Raw genomic sequence first — 21,652 nt, 5'->3', positions numbered from 1 at the left:
CGTCTCCGATAAGCTCATCTCCATGCAGTCTTGGTCCGACACAGCCGTTCCGTCGATTCCCGGTCAGGGACCTCCGCTCCGGTTGTACGACACAGCGGATCGGCAGGTGCGCCCGGTCACACCGGGTGCCGAAGCGAAGATGTACGTCTGCGGTATCACGCCGTACGACGCCACGCACCTCGGCCACGCCGCGACGTATCTCACCTTCGATATCGTCAATAGACTGTGGCGCGACGCCGGACACGAGGTTCACTACGTCCAGAACGTCACCGACGTCGACGACCCGTTGTTCGAGCGTGCAGATCGCGACGGCGTGAACTGGATCGACCTGGGCAACCGCGAGATCGCACTGTTCCGCGAGGACATGGAAGCGCTCCGGGTGCTGCCGCCTCGGGACTACATCGGCGCAGTCGAATCGATCGACGAGGTCATCGAACTGGTCGAGAAGCTCCTCGCGTCGGGAGCGGCCTACGTCGTCGACGACTCCGAGTTCCCGGACGTCTACTTTCGGGCCGACGCCACCGAGGAGTTCGGATACGAATCCGGCTACGACCGAGCCACGATGGACACGTTCTTCGCCGAGCGCGGAGGTGACCCCGATCGTGCAGGCAAGCGCAATCCTCTCGATGCACTGCTGTGGCGTGCGGAGCGAAAGGGCGAGCCGTCGTGGCCGTCGCCGTTCGGACTCGGCCGACCCGGGTGGCACATCGAATGTGCGGCAATTGCGTTGAACCGCATCGGAACCGGCTTCGACGTCCAGGGCGGCGGAAGCGACCTCATATTCCCGCACCACGAGTTCTCGGCTGCGCACGCCGAGGCGATCTCGGGTGACGGACGGTTCGCCCGTCACTACGTCCACACCGGGATGATCGGTCTCGACGGTGAGAAGATGTCCAAGAGCCGCGGCAACCTGGTATTCGTATCGAAACTGCGCGCCGACAATGTCGACCCGGCCGCGATACGCCTCGGCCTGCTGTCGGGGCACTACCGCCAGGATCGGGCGTGGACGGACGAGGTCCTCGAGCGCGCACACACCCGGCTGAAGCTGTGGCGCGGCGCCGCAGCGCTCGAGTCGGCGGTCAGCGCCGACGACGTCATCGTGCGACTGCGGCAGCACCTCGCCGACGACCTCGACACACCGAAGGCACTCGATGCGCTCGACGCATGGGCGAGTTTCGCTGTGGAGCAGGGCGGTTCGGACGCCTCGGCGCCCGGCGCGTTCGCCGATGCAGTCGACGCGCTACTGGGAGTGTCGCTGCGCTGACTCGTCGGGAAGGGTCAGGTCGCTCACGAGCTGGGGGACGAGCCGCTCTTCCATGACGGCACGCCCCTTCTCGTGCATCGCGACGGCGAGAGCGGGGTCCCACGCACTCGGTCCCTGGTACCCCTTCAACGGTTCGGAGTTCCTGGCGTCGAGGGCGCCCAGGTAGGACTCGGTGTCCATCCGCCAAGGACGCGCGCCGTAACGCTGGACAGCGCGAGTCGTCATCTGCAGGCCCGGCCAGTCGAAGTCGTTGCGCCACAGTAACTCGGTGCCGGGTCCGATACCCGCCAACAGCTTGTGCAGCGCCGCCGACGGCTGGCCGTCCGTGCAGACGATCGTGGACGAGCGGCTTCCGAGTGTGCGGGCCGCGGCCGCAACGACGGCGATGTTCTCGCACACGTGAATCCGGTCTGCGGTGTTGGTCAGTGCGCCGCGGACGAGCATGTCCAGGGTCAGCGGAAACGGGATGCCGTCGTCCGCAGCGTCGTTCAGCCACTGCGCAATTCGGTGGTCCTCGTGCACTCGATAGCCGAGGACGACCACGCGGCTCGACAACGCGTCGACCGACACTCCTGCTGTCTCCCACAGAAGCCTCACTCCGACCGGGTCGACGGGTCTCGGTACGCCTTCGCGCAACGAGAGCGCATCGAGCACGAGCCGCGGCGCCCCGCCCGAGGACAACGCTTTGGTGTCCCCGCATGCGAGTTCGGCGAGTTCGGTCAGTGACAGACCGTCGACTGGAAGGACTGCCAGTACCTTCGCCGCGACGTCGAGCGCTTCGACGGCGACTCGACCGCCGAGCGTCCCGTCTTGGTTGAGCAGCGAAGACAACCAGTGGTTTGCCCAGTCGCCGTGCGTCGTGGCGGACAGCAGGTCCCGTGCATCGGCGAGTGCGTGTGCCTTGACGTCTGCTTTGTCCGCGGCGATCCGCTTGCGATCCTGCAGTGGCGCAGCCTCGTCGAGAGTGTCGATCAGGCCTTTTCCGCCGTTCAGAGGGTGTGCGAGCCACTCGTCGAAACGCGCGAGGTCGAGCCGCGTCGATTTCGCCCGGCTGTGCAAGCCCGCATTCGATCGCGAGATTGCACTGCACAGTCGCCACAGTTCGGGGGGATCGCCGAGGTGCACCGTGATGTTGCCGCCGACTGTCAGCCAGTTCGATTCCAGTTTCTTGCGCGCAGCGCTCAGCAGCGTGTCGAGTTCGGGAGTGCCGCGCCAACTACCGTCGTCACTGGGCAAATTCCAGCCCACCCTCCGCGCGGGTCGGCACCCGCCGAGTCAGCGGCGAGCCGAGTGCCGCAGCGAGGTCTGTCCCGTCGTGTTCGGCGAACAGTTCTCCGTTCTCCCAGACCAACAGAGCTGCACTGACGGTGTTCTCGGCCGTCGAGTGCGCGAGGTCGTAGTGGGCGCACCCGGGAACGTGGGAGTACGTGATCCAGAGGTCGTAACCGGTCATGAACAGGTCGAGGTCGAATTGCACACTCAGGCCGAGCAATTCGCTGCGTCCGTTGTCGTCGACACCCGCGAACGCCTCGTCCAGTGCCAGAAGTCTGGGCGAGTGCGGGTCGGCGGAGGACAGCATGACGTGAGCGGCTGCGAACAGTGGCAGGTGGAGCGAGACCGACTGCTCACCGCCGGACAGTGCACTGTGCCGGGCGACCGTCAATCTGTCCTCGGTCCCATCGCCCCGAATGAGGGTGAACGAGAAGACTCGCCATCGCCGGTAGTCCAGAGTCGTGGCGAGAATCTCCGGGTACGACCGCTCGGGATGTGCGGCGCGCGCGATCCGGATCTCCGACGCGAAATGGGCCCGCATCGACGCGAGATCGTCCGCGTTCAATCCCGATGCGTCGCGATCGAGCAGCTTCGAGATCGAACGTGCACCGTCGTCCAGGTTGTCCGCGAGCACCCAGTGGACACCGATGGTGTTGCCCGAGGACATCTTTCGCTGCTTCATCTCGGTGGACATCTGAGCGATCAACTCGCGAGCGTCGACGGTCCGCTCGTGAATCTGCTGCGCCAAACCGGTGAGCAGTGCGTCCTCGAGGATCCGGCGTTCGTGTTCGGTGAGCAGCAGTTCCTGGTTGGATCGAGCGTCACCGATTCGGTCCGCGAACTCTCCGACCGAGGAGTACCCCTGCTCGTCCTGGACACGCACGACGGTCAATCCGTCCGGAGCATCCCACTGCAGGCGGTAGTCCTGACCCGACGCAGCGAGCTGGGAGTCGAACTCCTGCAAAGCGCCGGTCAACGCGGTCCGCGTGCTCTTCCGGTAGGTGTCGCTCGCCTTGACCGATGCGGTGGCGACATCGAGTGCGCCGTGCAGTTGGTGCACCACGGTCGGGAGCACCTGAAGTTCCTCGTCAGGAGACGTAGCGCTCTGGATGCGGTACAGAATCTGATCGACGGTGAGCCATGCGGAATCGCTCGCCGGCCACGAGTACACCTGCTGCACACCCAGGATGGTGAGCAGATCCTTGCGCGCATAGGGCGCGAGGCGTGCGGTGTCGCCGAGTGTTTCGGTCAGGGCAGCGCGCAGGCTCTCCTGAGCCGTGTTGCACGCGCCCTCGGCCTTGCCGATCGCTTCGCCTGCATCCTTGTCGGCTTTGCGCGCTGCGCGCTGCTCGACCTTGCATTTCTCGATACGCTCTCGCGCTTGCTCGAGGTCGGCGTTGATCTGATCCGCCGTCGCACCGAGCTTCTCGCTCAGTATCTCCAGCCGCTGAACCTGCTGAAGATGGTTCTCCTCGGCGATCGCTGCTTCTTCGGCGAGCTCCTCGGCGAGGCCCGTCGTCTCCTCCAGTCGGTTGAGTGCCTCGCGGCCGCGCTCGGTTTCGCGGACGTGTTCGCCGCGACGGCGGAGCACGAGGGCGCCTTGATTCTCGAAATGTCGGATCGCCGCTGCGAGTGAGTCGATGTCGCGGGACGTGTGCGGCGTTCTGTGGGCAACGGCAGTGGTGCGAAGGTGCTTCTCCTTGGCGGAGAGCTCCGCGATCGCCTGATCGAGTTCGCCGTCTGCTGCCGTCGAACCGGCCGAGGACGTGCGTAGTGCACCGGCCGACTCGGTGACCGACTTCTGCGCCTTGACGATGCCGGTGACCTTCGGCAGCGCCTTGGCTGCGGCGGCGAGCCCCCGCAGCAGCTCGGCTGCCGAACGGTCTTGCTCCTGTGCCGCAACGAGACTCGCTTCGGTCGAGGTGATCGACGCATCGAGTTCGGCGATACGGGCTGCGCGACGGCGCGCACGCGCCGTGGCACCGATGTACTCGGCATCGGTCTTGACGTGCCGTCCTCGCTGTACGCCCTGCCAGAAGCGACCGTCCACTCCGATCGACACGGCCGCGGCCTCGGGCTCGCCGTGCTCGCGATGCAGAGCGATCGACTCCAGAATCGCGCGGACCGTTCCCTCCGGTACAGCAGTTCCCGGTTCGATCTCCAGGACGTCGGCAACCGTCGACCCGGCAGGACGTTCGGACTCGGGGGAGGGGACAAGGAACTGGTCCGATTCCATGGACTTGGGCACCGCGGCCGAGGACTTGGGCACCGCGGCCGAGGACTTGGGCACCGCGGCCGAGGACTTGGGCACCGCGGCCGACTCGGGGATCGAGGCAGACGAGACCCACCCGTCCAGCAGGTTGGCGGCATGCAATGCGGCCTCGACTCCTGCAGCCTCGGCGGGATCGACGCCGTCGGCGAACCGCACGAGCTGCCACAGCGGAGCGCCTTCGAGCCCGTCACGCGAGGACGTACGCGCCGCGAACGCCGGGGGAGCATCGTCGTGCTGCGCGCTGACCGACTGTCGCTCTGCCCGCATCGACGTCAACTCTTCGGCCAGAGTCGTCGCTGTGACCGAGGCCTGCGTTCGGCGTGCTCGGACCGATTCGAGTCCGTCGGCGGAGGCGTCGGCGAGCACCGAGTCGAGACTGGGAGCGTCGTCCTCGCCGATGTGGGGGACGGCCGCATCGAGGGCCTCGAACGCGGCAACGGTGATGTCGGCGGACGCGTACGACCCCGAGTGCTGAGACCACCACGCCCGGAGTCCCGACGCGTACTGCGCCCGCGCTAGTTCTACGGTCGCCTCTGCCTCGGAGACGGCGGCGCGTGCTGCGTCGAGGAGTTCTCGTGCGCGGGATGCGCTCTTGTCCGCTCGTGCTCGTTCGGTGGTTGCTTTCTCGACCGTGCTCAGCGCCTCCCGGACTGCCCGGACGTCACCGTCTCGTTCTTCGGCGTGTCCCCGAAGTGCCGTGCTGAACTGATCGCTTCGCGCACTCGCAGGTGTCGACGTCCAGACGATTCCTGCATCTTCCGCGGCCAGCTGCAGATCGTCCTCGGCGCGGGTCAGAGCTGCGACGGAATCACGGAGTGCTGCCTCCGCGAGCGCAGACTCGGTGGATCGCTGTTCCAGATCCGATTGCGCCTTGCGGGCACGTTCGGTCTGCTGAGCCGCGGACACCTTCAGTTTCGCGGCGGATTCGGCAAGATCGTCGAGTTGCTGCTTGCCCTCGTAGGCACTCGAGCGCTGCAGAGTCTCGCGGTCTGCGAGGGCTTGATCGAGGGCGCGCTCAGCGTCGTCGAATCGCTTCTCGGCGGCGGCGCGTTCTCCCATTCGACGTTCCTTCAGCGCTGCTGCCGCGAAATGAGCCGTCGTCGCGTGGGTGACGGATTCGAGCCGCCTCGACACCGTCTCGACATCCGATCGTGCCTGCACTCGAAGGTATTTCGAGTAGACGGATACGAAGTTCTTCGCAGCCTGATCGGCCTGGGCAAGCCCTTCGAGGGCGCGGCCGACTTCCTCCATGTCGCTGAAGGAGCGAGCGGCTTCGAGGACGAGTTGGTCGTCGAGCGGACGCAGACCGTCGGTCAGCGCCTGCGACAGACCCTTCGGATCGAGGTTCTTGGCGAGCTGTGGCCGCCGCAGAGTCAGAATCAGGTTGATCAACTGGTCGTACCGCTGCGCGCCGAGGCCGAACATGCGAGCGTCGATCGCGGCTCGATAGTCGACGGGGCGATCGGTGATGGCATCGGTGCCCAATTGCTCGGCGAGTTGCTTCTTCGTCAGCGGGCGATCGTCGGATCCTAGTAACGAGAAATCGACCCCCGCGCGGCCGTCGGCGACGAAATACCACCTCGTGACCTTGTCGTTCTGCTTGCTCGCACGCATACCGATGCCCACGGTGACCGACTCGGGGGACTCGCGCGAGCCTCGCCCGAACTCCATCCAGACATACGAATGTGCGCTCTCCTGGCCGCGATAGAGGAGGTTGGACTTCATGGTTCGTTCTTCGCCCGCGAACGGGTTGAGACGACGGGGTTCGATTCGGCCGTCGAGCACGAACGGAAACAGCACTTCGAGGGCCTTGGTCTTGCCCGACCCGTTGGGGCCACGCAGCACGAGCCGACCGTCCGCGAAGGAGAACTCCTGATCGCGGTAGTCCCACAGGTTCACGATGCCGGCGCGGGTGGGGCGGAAGCGCTGAGTATGTGCAGTCATCTAGTGCGCCTCGAATTCTGTTGTGTCGCCGGCTGTTGTCTCGCGGGAGTTGTGGAACAGGGAATCCTGGGGTGCGCGGTCTCGCACGCTCACCATGACGTCTCGGTAGCGCGCGATGACCGGAAGGACGAGAACTCCGCCGGAGATGCTGTGTACCAATCGAAGTCGGTGCAGCAAGGTCGTCGCACGCTCTCGCAGTCCATCCGGATCCGCTTGCCACTGGGCGGCGAACGTTCGGCCGAACCGCTCGACGAGATCGGCAACGGTGCTCGCGAGCCAGCTGTTCTCGATGAACGGATACAGCGCAGGCGCAGCCTGGTCCTCGGAGTGTGTTGCGGTCGAACCGAATTCGGCCAGGTCGTCGAAGATCCCACCGCCGGGGATAGCCGCATCGAGCGTGTCGATCAGGTCGGTGTCATCGGACAGTGCATGGTGAGCAAGTTCTCCGGCATCGGGATCGATCACCCGATCCGAAATCTCGCCCGCAAGCAATAGCGCGACCTGGGCGATGGTTCCTGTACTCGGAAAACGTATGTCCGACAACCGCCCCGAGGTGTCGATCAGTGCGACACCTTCACCGCGGCGTTCGGACACCAGCCCGGTCAGCATCTCCACATCGGCTACGGTCCGCTCGGCGGCCAGCGCGGATCGCCCGTCGCGGTCGAGGTCGTCGAAGTAGACGACGGGACGCTCCACGAGTGCACGCCGGACCTGTCTCAAGGTCTCCTTCGGGTCGACCTGAACGGGAGTGTCGTCTTCCTCGTCGACGATGGTGTCCGACCCGGCGAGCAAACCGGTGACCGAACGCAGATGTTGCACCGCGCGCGGTGGACGGAACATGGCCACGACGACGGATCGTTCGATGTCGTACAGCGCTTCACCGGCCGACGGGTTGTTCGCCCATCCACCTGCATCGCCGTCGGCAAGGGAGATCGCGCCGCGGGCACCGAGCCAGCCGACGGCGTCGACGAACGCGTCGCGGTCCGCTGCGCGGTCGGTGGCCAGTTCGACGCCGTCGACCTGTCCGGCCTCGGCGGCGACGTGATCGGCCAACTCGGACAACGTGATCTGGTTGCCTGCCCGGCCGAGCGCGGCCAGCGCGAGCGCCAGGTACGCGTAGCGGCGTCGGTCGAAGACGCGGTCGGACGCCGTTCGGGCGGGCTGAGTCGCATCGAGTGCGTCCAGGACCGGGAACAGTCGGGCAGTGGTCTCGGTGACCTCGAGGCGGTAGCCGAACAGCTCCAGCAGGTCTTCTCGAAGCTCGGTTGCCCAGCGCCGCAGCAGCGGCAGCGCGATCCGATCGGGATACGTCGTCGTCACGAGGTGATTGGCAAGAGCCACACGTGCGGCCCGCTGGTAGGAATCGAGTGCAAGGGTGGGGATGTCGCGTGCTCTCATCGGCGTGCCACCTCGGCTACCTCGAGGTGAAGGCGGTCCAGATGCAGGCGACCGCGTGCGGTGTGGACCACCGTCGAGCTGTCACTGTCGCTGAGAGTCAAGCGAACTCCGCTATCCGAGCCCGTCGATCCCGACGTCCTTCCGCTCACTCGTACTCGCGCCGTCAACGCCGCGTTGAGAAGGCTCAACAGAACCTCGGTCTCCTCTTCGGTGAGCGTGCGTTCGTACACCCCGACCGACGCCAAGGAACGTGCCGCGGAGCTACGTGAGCGCTGGGCCTCCAACTGCTGCTCGCGGAGGCGTCGAACACCGCCGTCGTTGCGCTGGAGCCGGCCAGGAAGTCCCGGTGACGGGGTGCGTCCGGTCTCTGCCAAAGTGCGGGAGATCTCCACCGGCGGCGCTTGCCACCAGGTTCGCGATGACGGAATGATGTCGGCGTCCGGGTGAACCATGGAGAGATGTCGAGGGCGACCGAGCCCGAAGACCGCGTGGAACAGCGCGTGGGCGCTGTCCTCGGTGGGGGCCGCGGCGAACCAGCCTGCGAGATGGCGCAGCTGACTTTCTCTACTTACTCCGCCCTTACGCGTCTCGGTCACTCGTCGCAGTAGCGACAGCACCGCTGCGATTGCACTCATGGTGCCTTCGCGGAGCCGTTCCGACTCACTGAGTTCGGCCTCGGCTGCGACGAACCAGTGCGAGAGGCCGGACCAGCGGGCACGCCAATCTGCACGGCGTTCTTCGACGTCGAGAAATACGCGTTCGTCGCTGACGGCGGCACGGTCGATGAGTTCCGAGATACCGGTCTGTTCGACGACAGCGATGGCCTCCGCCAGTTTGGGGGCGTAGCGCGTCAGATCGGAGCTGAACTCACGCATGTGCGTGAGGAGCGCGTCCTTGTGGACGAGGAACGATTCGGGAGTGATCTCGGTGGTGCGAACGAGGTCGCCGAGCACGAGGTAGAAATGCGCAGCACGGGTCGCCATCTCGGACAGTGTCGAGTCGAGGCGGCTGAGCTTGCGGTAGATGCGGTCACCGTCGGCCTGCCGATTCGCCTCGGCGAGCTCGTGCATGTCGGCCAGCAGTTCGGGAAGGACGAGCCGCGAGAGTGACGCGTCGTCGAGCCGGGCGCCGAGAACGTCCTCCACCGCGCGGAACGCCTTGTAGCCGGCCTGGCTGAACTGGTATACGAAATGTCTGTTTCGATACTCGGCCAGCGTCGCCGCTCGCGAACCGTCGTAACTGCGCTCCAGGAGCTCCCAGGAATGCAACTGCTCCAGTAGCGGTCCGATCTCCGCGGCACTGAGCTGCGCGTCCTCCGGAGCGTTGCGCGCCAGCGTGTCCGCTATCTCCGCGGCATGGAGCAACACGACGTAGTTCGCCCGGGCGATGTCGAACGCCCTGAGCACCCACAAATACTCGTGATGCTTCTCGGCCACGGTGAACGCGAACAGTTTGAGGCGATCTTCCTGCATGAACACAGTCGCAGCACTGTGCCGGGCGCCGTCGGCCATCGGCTCCGCTCCTGATTCGCTCACTGCAACAGGGTAGGCGTTGGCCAGGTGTGAGCGAAAATGTGCGCCGGCGGGGCCGGCACTTCGTTCGAGTCACCCGTCGGAGTGTTCCTCGTTCGCCCGCTCCTCGAGCCAGTCGATCGCCTCATCCGAGAGTTCGAGCCGTCCGCCGGTGGACGGCCCGGTCCACCACCGCGGGTCGATGCCTTCGGTGGAATGGGCGGCTGCGATCTCGGCACTCACTGCCTGATCCAACGGCTCTCCGTTGTGCTCGACGAGCCACTCGCGCGCCTCCTTGCTCAGCTTCGGCCAAATCTGTGCGATGTTCACGGACTCGATTGTCGATGTCCGATGCGACGACCGCATCAGGGAACACCCTGATCTGTCGGTCCTGGTCGATACCCTTCGAGCCATGTCAGCCACCTCGGAATCTGTTGTGCGCATCGTGTCCGGCATGAAGCCCTTCGATGACCTGGAACGAGTTCATATCGAAGGCACTCTCAGGTGGCTCGAAGGCACCGATGATGTCTATCGCAGGATCAAACCTGCAACGCCGCCGCAGCATCTGGTGTCGTATGTCGTTGTCGTCGAACCGGACACCCACGAGGTGTACCTCGTCGATCACATCAACGCAGGGCTGTGGTTGCCGACCGGTGGGCACGTGGAACCCGGTGAGGATCCTGCGCACGCTGCCGCGCGCGAGCTGAGAGAGGAACTCGGCATTGAGGCAGACTTCGGGCTGGTCGGGGCGAACCCCTTGTTCCTGACCGTGACCCGGACAGTCGGAATCGACAGTGGCCACACCGATGTCAGCCTGTGGTACGTCGCGGCAGCACCGATGGACAGTAGGTTTCAGCTCGACCCGGACGAGTTCCGGGAGGGCCGCTGGTGGTCACCGGCGGACATCGCTGCGGCTCCGGCAGGGACGTTCGATCCGCACTACCCTCGGTTCGCTGCGAAACTCTCGGCTCGGCTGCGCACCTGAACACCATCCTGTGGTTCAGACGTCGACTGTGACCTTTCCGTCGACCACGGCGGCGGGATAGGTTCGGACCGAGTCGATTCCGCTCGGGCAGGTGCCGTCGTTCAACGAGAACGCGTACTGATGCAGCGGACACATGACCACCGCGCCATCGATCTGCCCGTCGGCGAGGGGGCCGCCCTTGTGGGGGCACACTGCGTCCATCGCCCGGACCGTACCGTCGCCGAGGAGGAACACCGCCACCTGTTTGCCGTCGACCACGTAGGCCCGGCCTTCGCCCGGAGTGAGGTCCTCTATCGCTCCGACGGGGATGCTCATCGGACCGGTACCCGAGGAAGCGGAAGCAACGGAAGTGACGACGTGAACTGAGCAGGGGACTTCGGCTCGGCGCGATCCTGCCACGGATCACGGTAACCGTCGACGGACGTCTGCATACGGTCCTCCAACCCTCCGACGATGCCGTCGGCATCGTCGATCAACATTCGTTGCAGTTCTTCGAGACCGATGCGCGGCACCCAGGCGTACGTGCGTTCGAGCCACTGCGCGGTCTCGCGGTAGTGCTGGATGAAGATGCCTGCAACCCGGATCACCTCGGCGGCGCCGACCACCGTCGCGAGCAGGTCGCCCTTGCGTATGTGTGCGCCTGCTGCGCCGCCCACATAGATTTCCCACTTGTCGTCGCCGACGGACACGACTCCGAGGTCCTTGCACAGTGCCTCGGAGCAGTTTCGCGGGCAGCCTGCGACGGCCAACTTGAGCTTCGCCGGTGTTTCCAGGCCCTGGAAACGCTCCTCCAGGGCAATCCCCAACGCCGTCGAATCGCCGAGCCCGAATCGGCAGAAGTCGCTGCCGACACAGGTTTTGACCGTACGCATGCTCTTGCCGTATGCGAATCCCGACGGCATGTCGAGGTCACCCCACACCCTGGGGAGGTCCTCCTTCTTGATTCCGAGGAGGTCGATGCGTTGTCCACCGGTCACTTTCACCAGCGGCACGTGGTACTTGTCCGCCACATCTGCGATCTTGCGAAGTTGGTCCGGCGTGGTCACTCCGCCCTTCATCTGCGGGACCACCGAGAATGTGCCGTCACGCTGGATGTTGGCGTGCACACGGTCGTTGATGAACAGAGCGCCGCGCTCGTCGACCCAGTCCTGTCCCCATATCGTCCGTAGCAACGACGCCAACGGCATCTTCGACGGCGCGTCCTCGCGGCCGCCGGTGGCGAGTTCGGTGAACACCTGGGACACCGAACGCAGATCACGCTCTCGAATCGTCTCGATCAGCGCGGGCTTGGACAGCGGGATGGACGGTACGTACCAGTCGGCAGCCGGATCGGCCTCGACGGCGCCCCCTGACGCGCAGGCCAGGATGTCGGCAACCAAACCCTTGCACGATCCGCAGCCCTTACCGGCGCGAGTCGCGGCCGTCACGTCACCCATCGACTTGGCGCCCGCGTGTACGCACGCCACGATGGCGCCCTTGGTCACCCCGTTGCAGTTGCACACCTGCACGTCGTCTGCGAGTTCGGCGGCTCCGGTCGCCGCGGTGGGAGTGCCCATGTCGAACAGCATGCTGATGCGCTCGTCCGGCAGTGGCACCTTCTCGTCGAATGCCTGAGTGAGGAAATTGGCCTTGCTGATGTCGCCGAGGAGCGTTGCGCCGATCAGCTTTCCATCGCGCACGACGACGTTCTTGTACGTCCCGCTCCGCGGTTCGTAGAACTGGACGAACTCGTCGTCGTCACGTTCGGGGCCTTTGACGCCCATCGACGCGACGTCGACGCCGGCGACCTTCAGCTTCGTCGTCAACCGCGAACCATGATATGCGGCGGACGGATTCGATCCGGTGAGATGCTCGGCCAGTACCACCGCCTGCTCCCACAGCGGCGCGACGAGTCCGTACACTTCTCCGCGATGCTGGCAGCATTCACCGACGGCGTAGATGGATCCTTCGTCCTCGCAACGCAACTGATCGTCGACGACGATTCCACGTTCGACGACGAGCCCTCCACCTCGCGCGAATTCGACGTTCGGGCGGATGCCTGCCGTCACGACGATCATGTCCGCGGGCAGCGAGGTCCCGTCGTTGAAACCGACCCCCGATACCGTGCCGGACTCGGTGCGCAACACGGCCGTCGTCCGCTTCGACGTGTGCACACCGACGCCGAGCGACTCGATCTTGTTGCGCAGCAGGCGCCCGCCACGCTCGTCGAGCTGTTGGTTCATCAGATGTCCGGGGGAGTGCACGACATCGACATCGAGTCCCTGAGTGCGCAGACCGTACGCGGCCTCGAGCCCCAGCAGACCGCCCCCGATCACCACTGCCCGAAGCTCGTCCTGGGACGTGGCCATCTGCAGCATGCCGTTGGTGTCCGCGATGGTTCGAAAACCGAACACGCCTCTGGCCAAGCGGCCGTCGGGCTCACGCAGACCGTCCATGTTGGGAAAGAAGGTGTTGCTTCCGGTCGCGATGATCGCGATGTCGTAGTCGACCTCGCGTCCACTCTCGCAGCGGACCGTCTTCGCGAATCTGTCCAGCGCGACAGCCCGATCTCCGGCGTGCAGTGTCACACCGTTCTCGCGGTACCAGCTCATTGGATTGAGGAGAAGATCCTCGTCGTCGACTCCCGTCTCCCCGGCCAGTACGTGCGACAGCATGATGCGGTTGTAGTTGCCGTACGGCTCGTCACCGATCATGGTGATGTCGAACAGGTCGGCGCCCCGTTTGAGTATCTCCTCGACCGTGCGCGCCCCCGCCATACCGTTACCGATCACGAGCAGACGCTGTCGTATCAACGGCGTCATCAGATCAACACCATGCCGAAGTCGACGACCACTTCACCGGTCGTACCCTCCGGGGCCGCAATCACCAGTTCGAGTACCGAATCGGGATCGACGTCCTCGACGACGCGCAGCGCGATGTTGACCCCACTCTTGGCACCCATCGGGAACATACGCATCGGGCGGCCGTCCCGCAGGAGCGTCACGACGACGAGTTCGTCGCTGGAATTGCCGCCGCGGAAGTAGAGCGGTTGCGCGATGGATCCCGACGGCACCACGAACGTGGTGGACGCATCCACTGTCTCGGGTTTGCTCAGACCGTGCCCGGTGAACGGAAAGACGCCCTGCAGGAACCGCGGTGTGCTTGCCATGGACACAGCGTGCGGCGGGTGGGTGACACCGCCGATGCGTCCGGGTTACGGCCGAGTCAGGAAGATCTCACAGCCGCAGCGGTGCCGTTGTCAGGGGGCCATCCCCTGGCGGGAAGTGCGCGGCATTGCGATCGGCGCGATCACCGCGAGCAGCAACGCAGGCACAAGGAAACCGGCCTGCGGGTGCACCAGGTAGAGCGGTGTCAGTGCGAGCGGTGCGAACGCTGCGCCGGAGAAACGGAAAGCCTGAACGACCGAGACCGCTCCACCGCGGTTCGAGCCGCCGGCGAGAGCTGCTGCGTTGACGCCGACCAGCACGAACTGCGACGCGACACCCGCGAGCGCCCACGCGAGAGCAACGGCCCACACCGTCGGAACGGACCCCACGACGGCGACGAGAACGGCGCCGACAACGGCACCGACGAGCACCGTGCGGCGCGCCCCGAGACGGTCGATCAACCGGCCTACAGCGCGAGCGGTCACAATGCCCGCCAGCCCGAAGCAGGTGAGTAGCAACCCTCGCTGCGGCGCCGAGAGACCGAACACGTCCTCGGCGCGATATGCGAGCAAGAAGTTGAGCCCACCCAGTGCGCCCCATCCGAGCAGCGCGACGAGACCGATCCGGAGCACATGCGGTCGCATGGCGTCGCGCAACCGTTCACGCGGGTTCGTATCGGTGGCGTCCTCGGAACGGGGTAGGCCGACAAGCCCGAGAACTGCAGACACGATCGCGAGTACGACGAATGCATAACGCCAGTCGAATTCTGCTGCCAACCCGCCGACGAGTGGTGCACTGGTCTGCCCTGCGGCCTGCAGCGCTCCGAACGTTCCCAGCACCCGGCCGAGTCGCGCTCGTGGTGTGGAGGCCGCAAGGGTGGCCAGCAGCAGCGGCGTCGTGAACGCGTTACCGCATCCCTGCACCACGCGAGCAGCGAGCAAGATCTCGAGCGTCGGCGCGACGGCACACGCGATCGAGGCCACGGTGTACACCGCGTATGCGATCCGCACCGTCCGCAGTCGACCCCACCGTGCACCGAGCGTTCCCGACACGAGCATCGTCAGGGCGAAGGGAAGTAGATACGCGGTCAGCGACGACGACGCCGAGCCTGCGGACACGCCGAGCGAGTCGCCGATCTCCGGGAGCATCGACGCCACCAGTGCGCCGCCGAACGGGCCGAGGAATCCGCCTGCGTACAGAGCCGAGGTGCGCAGGCGTTCGTTTCGAGTAGTGGGTTCGGTTCGAGTACTGCTCACAAACCGAAGCTGCCGGGGCCGCGTCGGCGGAGGTAGCGCTCGAACTCGGCCGCGATGGCGTCCCCATCGATCTTCGAGATCGCTTCCGAGATGTTGACCTCGGCGTCACCGCGTTCCTCGAGTGTCCGGACGTACTCGCTGATCTCCTCGTCCTCCTTGGTCATCTCGGTGACCGCTTCCTCCCAGTCCTCGGCCTGGGTGGGCAGTTCGCCGAGCGGGACCTCGATGTCCAACACGTCCTCGACGCGCTGGAGCAACGCGACGGTGGCCTTCGGATTCGGCGGCTGCGAGACGTAATGGGGGACCGCCGCCCAGAACGACACGGCGGGCACGCCTGCCTTGACGCATTCGTCCTGCAGAACGCCGGTGATACCGGTGGGCCCCTCGTATCGGGTCTGTTCGAGATTGAAGCGCTCGGCAGCTTCCACGCTGTAGGCGCTTCCTGTGACCGGAACCGGGCGCGTGTGCGGCGTGTCGGCGAGCAGCGCGCCGAGGATGACCACGGTGTCGACGCCGAGTTGCTCGATGAACTCGAGAAGGTCGTCGCAGAAGCTTCGCCAGCGCATGTTCGGCTCGATCCCGCGGAGCAGGACGACGTCACGCGAACTCCCCGGAGGCGAGCAGACGGAGAGTCGTGTCGACGGCCATGCGATTTCCCGTGTCACACCGTCGACTTGCCGGATGGTCGGTCGATTGACCTGGTAGTCGTAGTAATCCTCGGAATCGAGCTCGGCCAGTGGGCTCGCGTCCCAGATCAGTTCGAGGTGCTCGACGGCCCCGCTTGCAGCGTCGCCCGCATCGTTCCAACCCTCGAACGCTGCGACGAGAATGGGCTCGCGCAGAGTGGGGAGTTCGAGTTCGTCGTCGTCGTCGAGTTCGGAAACCGAAGAAAAAGGTGTTGCGTTCGACACAGCGCTCGATACCGCTTCCAGCAGTGCTTCGGCCGCACTGTCGGGCGCGGTGCCGGATTTGTCGCGTTCTGCATCGTTGTTGTCGGCGGGTAGGTTGCCGTCGCGGTTTCTGGGACTCACCACGACAGACTACGACCAGCCTGTGGTGTCTTGGTCACTGTCTCACTCTCTACCTCGTGCCCACTAGTCTGTAGTGATGCCTGCGCTACACAAGACCAGTCTGCTCGATGCGATTCGCTCTCGCGTTGTGATCGGTGACGGCGCCATGGGGACGATGTTGCAGGACGCCAACCTCACCCTCGACGATTTCCTCGGTCTCGAAGGCTGCAACGAGATCCTCAACGACACTCGACCCGACGTGCTCCGCGAGATCCACCGCGCATATTTCGATGCGGGCGCAGACGCTGTCGAAACCAATACGTTCGGCTGCAACCTTCCGAATCTCGCGGACTACGACATCGCCGATCGCATCAGGGAGCTCTCCGAGAAGGGCACCAGGCTCGCGCGCGAGACGGCTGACGAAATGGGTCCCGGCCGCGACGGAATGGATCGCTTCGTCCTCGGCTCGATGGGCCCCGGCACCAAGTTGCCTACCCTCGGGCACGCCCCCTTCGCGAGCCTGCGCGATGCGTACACCGAGGCGGCCCTCGGCATGATCGACGGCGGCGCCGATGCGATCCTCGTCGAGACGTGCCAGGACCTGCTTCAGGTAAAGGCAGCCATCATCGGTAGTCAGCACGCGATGGACCGGCTCGGTGTTCGGATCCCGATCATCACGCACGTCACCGTCGAGACAACGGGCGCGATGCTTCTGGGTAGCGAGATCGGTGCGGCGCTGACTGCGCTCGAGCCGCTCGGCATCGACATGATCGGGCTCAACTGTGCGACCGGCCCCGCCGAGATGAGCGAGCACCTACGCCATCTGTCCAAGCATTCGACGCTCCCGGTGTCGGTCATGCCCAACGCCGGACTTCCGACACTCGGCGCGAACGGAGCCGAATACCCTTTGACCGCTCCCGAGTTGGCTCAGGCGCTCAGCGGGTTCGTCTCCGAATACGGACTTTCGCTCGTCGGTGGTTGCTGCGGTACCACTCCGGAGCACATCCGTCAGGTTGCCGACCTGGTGCACGGGGCTACGCAGGCGCAGCGCGTCCCTGAACCCGAACCGGGTGTGGCATCGCTGTACTCCTCGGTTCCGTTCGAGCAGGACGCCAGCATCCTGATGATCGGCGAGCGCACCAACTCCAACGGCTCCAAGGCGTTTCGCGACGCCATGATCGCCGAGGACTACGAGAAGTGCCTCGATATCGCCAAGGACCAGACACGCGACGGCGCGCACATGCTCGACCTCAACGTCGACTACGTCGGCCGCGACGGTGCCGCGGACATGTCCGCGTTGGCGTCGCGGTTGGCGACCGCGTCGACGCTGCCGATCATGCTCGATTCCACCGAACCGGCCGTCCTCGAAGCAGGTCTCGAGCATCTGGGTGGCCGCAGTGCCGTCAACTCCGTCAACTACGAGGACGGCGACGGGCCCGAATCGCGCTTTCAGAAGATCATGACACTGGTCAAGGAGCACGGCGCTGCCGTCGTCGCATTGACCATCGACGAGGAGGGTCAAGCGCGCACCGCCGAATGGAAGGTGCGTGTCGCGGACCGCCTCATCGAGGACATCACCACCAACTGGGGTCTGCGCCACGAGGACATCATCGTGGACACCCTCACTTTCCCGATCTCGACGGGACAGGAGGAAGTGCGCCGCGACGGAATCGAGACGATCGAGGCCATCCGTCAACTCAAGGCAAAGTACCCGAAGGTCCACACGACGCTCGGACTCTCCAACATCTCGTTCGGGCTCAATCCCGCTGCACGCCAAGTACTCAACTCGGTGTTCCTGCACGAATGCACCGAGGCCGGTCTCGATACCGCGATCGTGCACGCGTCGAAGATCCTGCCGATGAACAAGATTCCGGATGAGCAGCGAGACACGGCACTCGATTTGGTCTACGACCGTCGTTCCGAGGGGTACGACCCGCTGCAGAAGCTGATGCAGCTGTTCGAGGGTGTGTCGGCGGCGTCGGCTCGTGAGTCGCGCGCGGAGGAACTCGGACGGCTGCCGCTGTTCGAGCGGCTGGAGCGGCGCATCGTCGACGGCGAGCGCAACGGTCTCGACACCGATCTGGATTCGGCCATGGAGGAGAAGCCGCCGCTCGAGATCATCAATGAGACACTGCTGTCCGGCATGAAGACCGTCGGTGAGTTGTTCGGCTCCGGCCAGATGCAGCTGCCGTTCGTTCTCGCGTCGGCCGAGGTCATGAAAGCGGCTGTCGCGTACCTGGAACCGCACATGGAAGCGACGGACGACGACGGAAAGGGCCGAATCGTCCTGGGCACCGTCAAGGGCGATGTGCACGACATCGGCAAGAATCTCGTCGATATCATCCTGAGCAACAACGGCTACGAGGTCGTCAATCTCGGTATCAAACAACCGATCGCCACCATTCTCGAAGCGGCGATCGACAAGCGCGCCGACGTGATCGGTATGTCCGGACTGTTGGTCAAGTCCACGGTGGTCATGAAGGACAACCTGATCGAGCTCAACAACAAGGGAGTCGCGGAGCAGTTCCCAGTTCTCCTCGGTGGTGCAGCCCTGACGCGCGCGTACGTCGAGAACGATCTGCAGGACGTGTATCAGGGCGATGTGCACTACGCGCGGGACGCCTTCGAGGGTCTGCGGCTGATGGACACCATCATGACCACCAAGCGCGGGGGCGGTCCGGCACCGGACAGTCCCGAGGCTCTCGAGGCGAAAGCGAAAGCGGAGGAGCGCAAGGCGCGACACGATCGATCGAGGCGAATCGCCGAGCAGCGCAAGGCCGCCGAGGTTCCCGTCGTGGTGCCGGAGCGATCGGACGTTGCCTCCGACATCGAGATTCCGGTTCCGCCGTTCTGGGGAACCCGGATCGTCAAGGGTGTCTCCCTGTCCGAGTACTCCGGGCTCCTCGACGAGCGTGCATTGTTCCTCGGCCAGTGGGGTCTGCGCGGAGCCCGTAAGGGTGAAGGCGCGACGTACGAGGATCTGGTGGAGTCGGAAGGCAAACCGCGCCTTCGGTACTGGCTCGACAGGCTCAGCACGGACGGGATCCTGGCACACGCGGCCTTGGTCTACGGATACTTTCCTGCGGTCTCGGAAGGAGACGATGTCGTCGTACTCACCGAGCCGCGGCCGGATGCGGCCGAGAGGTTCCGTTTCACGTTCCCTCGTCAGCAGCGCGATCGGTTCCTGTGCATCGCGGACTTCATCCGTTCGCGTGAGTCCGCTCGCGAGAGCGGTCAGGTCGACGTGTTGCCGATGAATCTCGTGACCATGGGTCAGCCGATCGCCGATTTCGCCAATGAGTTGTTCGCCGCGGATTCGTACCGCGATTACCTCGAAGTACACGGGATCGGTGTTCAACTCACCGAGGCTCTCGCCGAGTACTGGCACCGCCGTGTCCGTGAGGAGCTGAAGCTCGCAGGCGGACACAGTGTCGCCGCGGAGGACCCCACCGATCCCGAAGGCTTCTTCAAGCTCGAGTATCGCGGTGCGCGGTACTCGTTCGGCTACGGCGCGTGCCCGGACCTCGAGGATCGAATCAAGCTGGCTGCGCTCCTGGAACCGGAACGGATCGGTGTCAAACTGTCCGAGGAGCTTCAGCTCCATCCCGAGCAGTCGACCGACGCATTCGTACTACACCACCCAGAGGCCAAGTATTTCAACGTCTGACCTGACACCGATCGCATCCGAGAGATCTGGAACGTGAATGTCTGATATTTCCACGCTGTCCGGTGTCCTGTGGGACATGGACGGAACACTGCTAGATTCGGAGAAGATCTGGGACGTCGCCGTCGCGGAGCTCTCCCTCGAACTGGGCCGCGAGCTGACTGCGGAGGTCCGCGAGACCACCCTCGGTAACTCCATGCAGGATGCGTTGCGGAAAGTGTTCACACATGCCGGCGCCGAGGCAACCGATACGTCCTTGACCTGGGGACGTGACTGGCTCACTGCGCGTGTGTCCGAGCTGTTCGCGGAAGGGATTCCGTGGCGGCCGGGCGCGAAGGACGCGCTGCAACTCGTCCGCGACGTCGGCTTGAAAACCGGGCTCGTCACCAACACCGAGCGTGGTCTCGTCGAGACGGCGCTCGGCACGATCGGACGCGACTACTTCGACATCACCGTCAGCGGCGACGAAGTCGACGAGGGCAAGCCGCACCCTGCGCCGTACCTGCGGGGAGCGGCACTTCTCGGGCTCGATCCGAGTTCGTGCCTGGCAGTCGAGGACTCGCCGACGGGCTCGCTCGCAGCACATCGCGCCGGATGCTCGGTTCTTCTGGTGCCGTCGGAGATCGCTGTCGCTGCGACGCCGGGATACGTCGTCCGGGGTTCTCTGGTCGGATTGACGGCCGAGGACCTGCACTCGGCGTGGTGCGATGCACGGGCATCGTCCGCGTCATGAAAGAATCGGTGACCGTGAAGACCTTCGATTCCTTGTTCGCCGAGCTGACCGACCGCGCTGCCACCCGCCCCGAGGGCTCCGGCACCGTCGCTGCGTTGGATGCGGGCGTACATGCGCAGGGCAAGAAGATCATCGAGGAAGCAGGCGAGGTCTGGATCGCCGCCGAGCACGAAGGCGACGAAGCGCTGGCCGAGGAGATCTCTCAGCTGCTGTACTGGGTTCAGGTGCTGATGGTGGGGCGCGGTCTGTCGCTCGACGATGTCTACCGACATCTGTGAGTCGGCACTGCACTCACCTCACCGAACGTATATGACCTAAGGACCTCGCAATGTTGCGTGTAGCAGTTCCCAACAAGGGTGCTCTTTCCGAATCCGCTGCCGAAATTCTCCGAGAGGCCGGTTATCGGCGTCGCAGCGATTCCAAGGACCTCACCGTTCTCGATCCTGCGAACGGTGTCGAGTTCTTCTTCCTCCGTCCCAAGGATATCGCTATCTATGTGGGCTCCGGCCAGCTGGACCTCGGCATCACCGGTCGCGATCTCGCGCTCGATTCCGGAGCGCCGGTAGGGGAGCTGCTCGGGCTCGGCTTCGGGCGCTCGACCTTCCGCTACGCCGGACCGCAAGGCCGCGAGTGGTCGACGGACGACCTCGGTGGACTTCGGATCGCGACGTCGTATCCGAACCTGGTCAAGGCCGATCTGGCATCGCGCGGATTGGAGGCCACCGTCATTCGTCTCGACGGGGCCGTCGAGATCTCGATCCAGCTCGGTGTCGCCGACGCCATCGCCGACGTCGTCGAGTCAGGCAGGTCGCTGCGGCAGAACAACCTGGTCGCCTTCGGCGAATCGCTGTGCGATTCCGAAGGTGTTCTCATCGAACGTGCCAACAGCGGCAGCACGGACAGAACGCGAAAGCAGCTGATCGCGCGCGTCCAAGGCGTTGTCTTCGCGCAGCAGTACCTCATGCTCGATTACGACTGCCCCAAGGCAATTCTCGACGAGGCCGTCAAGATCACCCCGGGGATCGAGTCGCCGACGCTGTCTCCGATGGCCGACGAGAACTGGATCGCGGTGCGCGCCATGGTCTCTCGCAAGGTCCACAACACCGTCATGGACGATCTCGCCGATCTCGGAGCCAAGGCGATCCTGGCTTCCGACATCAGGTCCTGCCGAGCGTTCTAGATAGCTGGGCCGGACGG

The 21,652-nt window shown here is 64.9% G+C and carries 16 protein-coding genes; 6 read left to right on the top strand and 10 right to left on the bottom strand.

Annotated features, from left to right (window positions below; genetic code table 11):
- The first annotated feature begins 22 nt into the window (after positions 1 to 22).
- Complete coding sequence (gene mshC / locus RY1_RS02040) at positions 23 to 1,264, top strand: cysteine--1-D-myo-inosityl 2-amino-2-deoxy-alpha-D-glucopyranoside ligase (RefSeq protein ID WP_072801835.1); 1,242 nt, start codon at positions 23 to 25, stop codon at positions 1,262 to 1,264.
- On the opposite strand, the gene RY1_RS02035 is transcribed toward mshC, so the two are convergent.
- From RY1_RS02035 to RY1_RS02015, 5 genes are all read right to left on the bottom strand, one after another.
- A complete protein-coding gene (locus RY1_RS02035; RefSeq protein ID WP_245819461.1) occupies positions 1,241 to 2,500 on the bottom strand; it encodes a DUF2399 domain-containing protein in 1,260 nt (419 codons plus the stop codon). The two genes, mshC and RY1_RS02035, sit on opposite strands and share 24 nt — an antisense overlap.
- On the bottom strand, positions 2,490 to 6,752 hold the full coding sequence (locus tag RY1_RS02030) for a TIGR02680 family protein (RefSeq protein ID WP_072801833.1): 4,263 nt from the start codon (positions 6,750 to 6,752) through the stop codon (positions 2,490 to 2,492). The genes RY1_RS02035 and RY1_RS02030 overlap by 11 nt, the downstream gene beginning before the upstream one ends.
- The gene (locus RY1_RS02025; RefSeq protein ID WP_072801832.1) at positions 6,753 to 8,150 is read right to left on the bottom strand and encodes a DUF2398 family protein; all 1,398 of its coding nucleotides are present in this window, start codon (positions 8,148 to 8,150) and stop codon (positions 6,753 to 6,755) included. It abuts the gene before it with no gap.
- A complete protein-coding gene (locus tag RY1_RS02020; protein WP_072801831.1) occupies positions 8,147 to 9,661 on the bottom strand; it encodes a TIGR02677 family protein in 1,515 nt (504 codons plus the stop codon). Before RY1_RS02020 ends, RY1_RS02025 begins: the two co-directional genes overlap by 4 nt.
- A 93-nt stretch (positions 9,662 to 9,754) precedes the next feature.
- Entirely contained in the window at positions 9,755 to 9,991 is a 237-nt protein-coding gene (locus RY1_RS02015) for a hypothetical protein (RefSeq protein ID WP_072802245.1), read from the bottom strand.
- Between the two features lie 124 nt (positions 9,992 to 10,115).
- On the opposite strand from RY1_RS02015, the gene RY1_RS02010 reads away from it, so the two are divergent.
- Positions 10,116 to 10,646: an NUDIX hydrolase gene (locus tag RY1_RS02010; protein WP_169914545.1), complete on the top strand. Its 531-nt coding sequence runs from the start codon at positions 10,116 to 10,118 to the stop codon at positions 10,644 to 10,646.
- Positions 10,647 to 10,661: 15 nt separating this feature from the next.
- Here the strand turns inward: RY1_RS02010 and RY1_RS02005 are convergent, their stop codons facing one another.
- From RY1_RS02005 to RY1_RS01985, 5 genes are all read right to left on the bottom strand, one after another.
- Complete coding sequence (locus RY1_RS02005; protein ID WP_072801829.1) at positions 10,662 to 10,961, bottom strand: Rieske (2Fe-2S) protein; 300 nt, start codon at positions 10,959 to 10,961, stop codon at positions 10,662 to 10,664.
- Positions 10,958 to 13,447, bottom strand: a complete 2,490-nt coding sequence (gene nirB / locus RY1_RS02000) for a nitrite reductase large subunit NirB (protein ID WP_072801828.1) — start codon at positions 13,445 to 13,447, stop codon at positions 10,958 to 10,960. Before nirB ends, RY1_RS02005 begins: the two co-directional genes overlap by 4 nt.
- Complete coding sequence (locus RY1_RS01995; protein WP_072801827.1) at positions 13,447 to 13,794, bottom strand: molybdopterin oxidoreductase; 348 nt, start codon at positions 13,792 to 13,794, stop codon at positions 13,447 to 13,449. Before RY1_RS01995 ends, nirB begins: the two co-directional genes overlap by 1 nt.
- Before the next feature lie 90 nt (positions 13,795 to 13,884).
- Complete coding sequence (locus RY1_RS01990) at positions 13,885 to 15,048, bottom strand: MFS transporter (protein WP_072801826.1); 1,164 nt, start codon at positions 15,046 to 15,048, stop codon at positions 13,885 to 13,887.
- Complete coding sequence (locus RY1_RS01985; protein ID WP_072802244.1) at positions 15,045 to 15,959, bottom strand: PAC2 family protein; 915 nt, start codon at positions 15,957 to 15,959, stop codon at positions 15,045 to 15,047. Before RY1_RS01985 ends, RY1_RS01990 begins: the two co-directional genes overlap by 4 nt.
- A gap of 196 nt (positions 15,960 to 16,155) precedes the next feature.
- On the opposite strand from RY1_RS01985, the gene metH reads away from it, so the two are divergent.
- The 4 genes from metH to hisG are packed head-to-tail and all read left to right on the top strand — an operon-like array spanning position 16,156 to position 21,635.
- On the top strand, positions 16,156 to 19,725 hold the full coding sequence (gene metH / locus RY1_RS01980) for a methionine synthase (RefSeq protein ID WP_072801825.1): 3,570 nt from the start codon (positions 16,156 to 16,158) through the stop codon (positions 19,723 to 19,725).
- A gap of 37 nt (positions 19,726 to 19,762) precedes the next feature.
- On the top strand, positions 19,763 to 20,455 hold the full coding sequence (locus tag RY1_RS01975; protein WP_072801824.1) for an HAD family hydrolase: 693 nt from the start codon (positions 19,763 to 19,765) through the stop codon (positions 20,453 to 20,455).
- Entirely contained in the window at positions 20,452 to 20,733 is a 282-nt protein-coding gene (locus tag RY1_RS01970) for a phosphoribosyl-ATP diphosphatase (RefSeq protein WP_139279696.1), read from the top strand. The genes RY1_RS01975 and RY1_RS01970 overlap by 4 nt, the downstream gene beginning before the upstream one ends.
- A 50-nt stretch (positions 20,734 to 20,783) precedes the next feature.
- Positions 20,784 to 21,635: an ATP phosphoribosyltransferase gene (gene hisG / locus RY1_RS01965; RefSeq protein WP_072801823.1), complete on the top strand. Its 852-nt coding sequence runs from the start codon at positions 20,784 to 20,786 to the stop codon at positions 21,633 to 21,635.
- Positions 21,636 to 21,652: the final 17 nt, after the last annotated feature.

The organism is Rhodococcus yunnanensis NBRC 103083 (assembly GCF_001895005.1).
Classification (GTDB): Bacteria; Actinomycetota; Actinomycetes; order Mycobacteriales; family Mycobacteriaceae; genus Rhodococcoides; species Rhodococcoides yunnanense.
The sequence above is the reverse complement of the archived record's forward strand: the minus strand, read 5'-3'. Positions and strand labels throughout refer to the sequence as shown.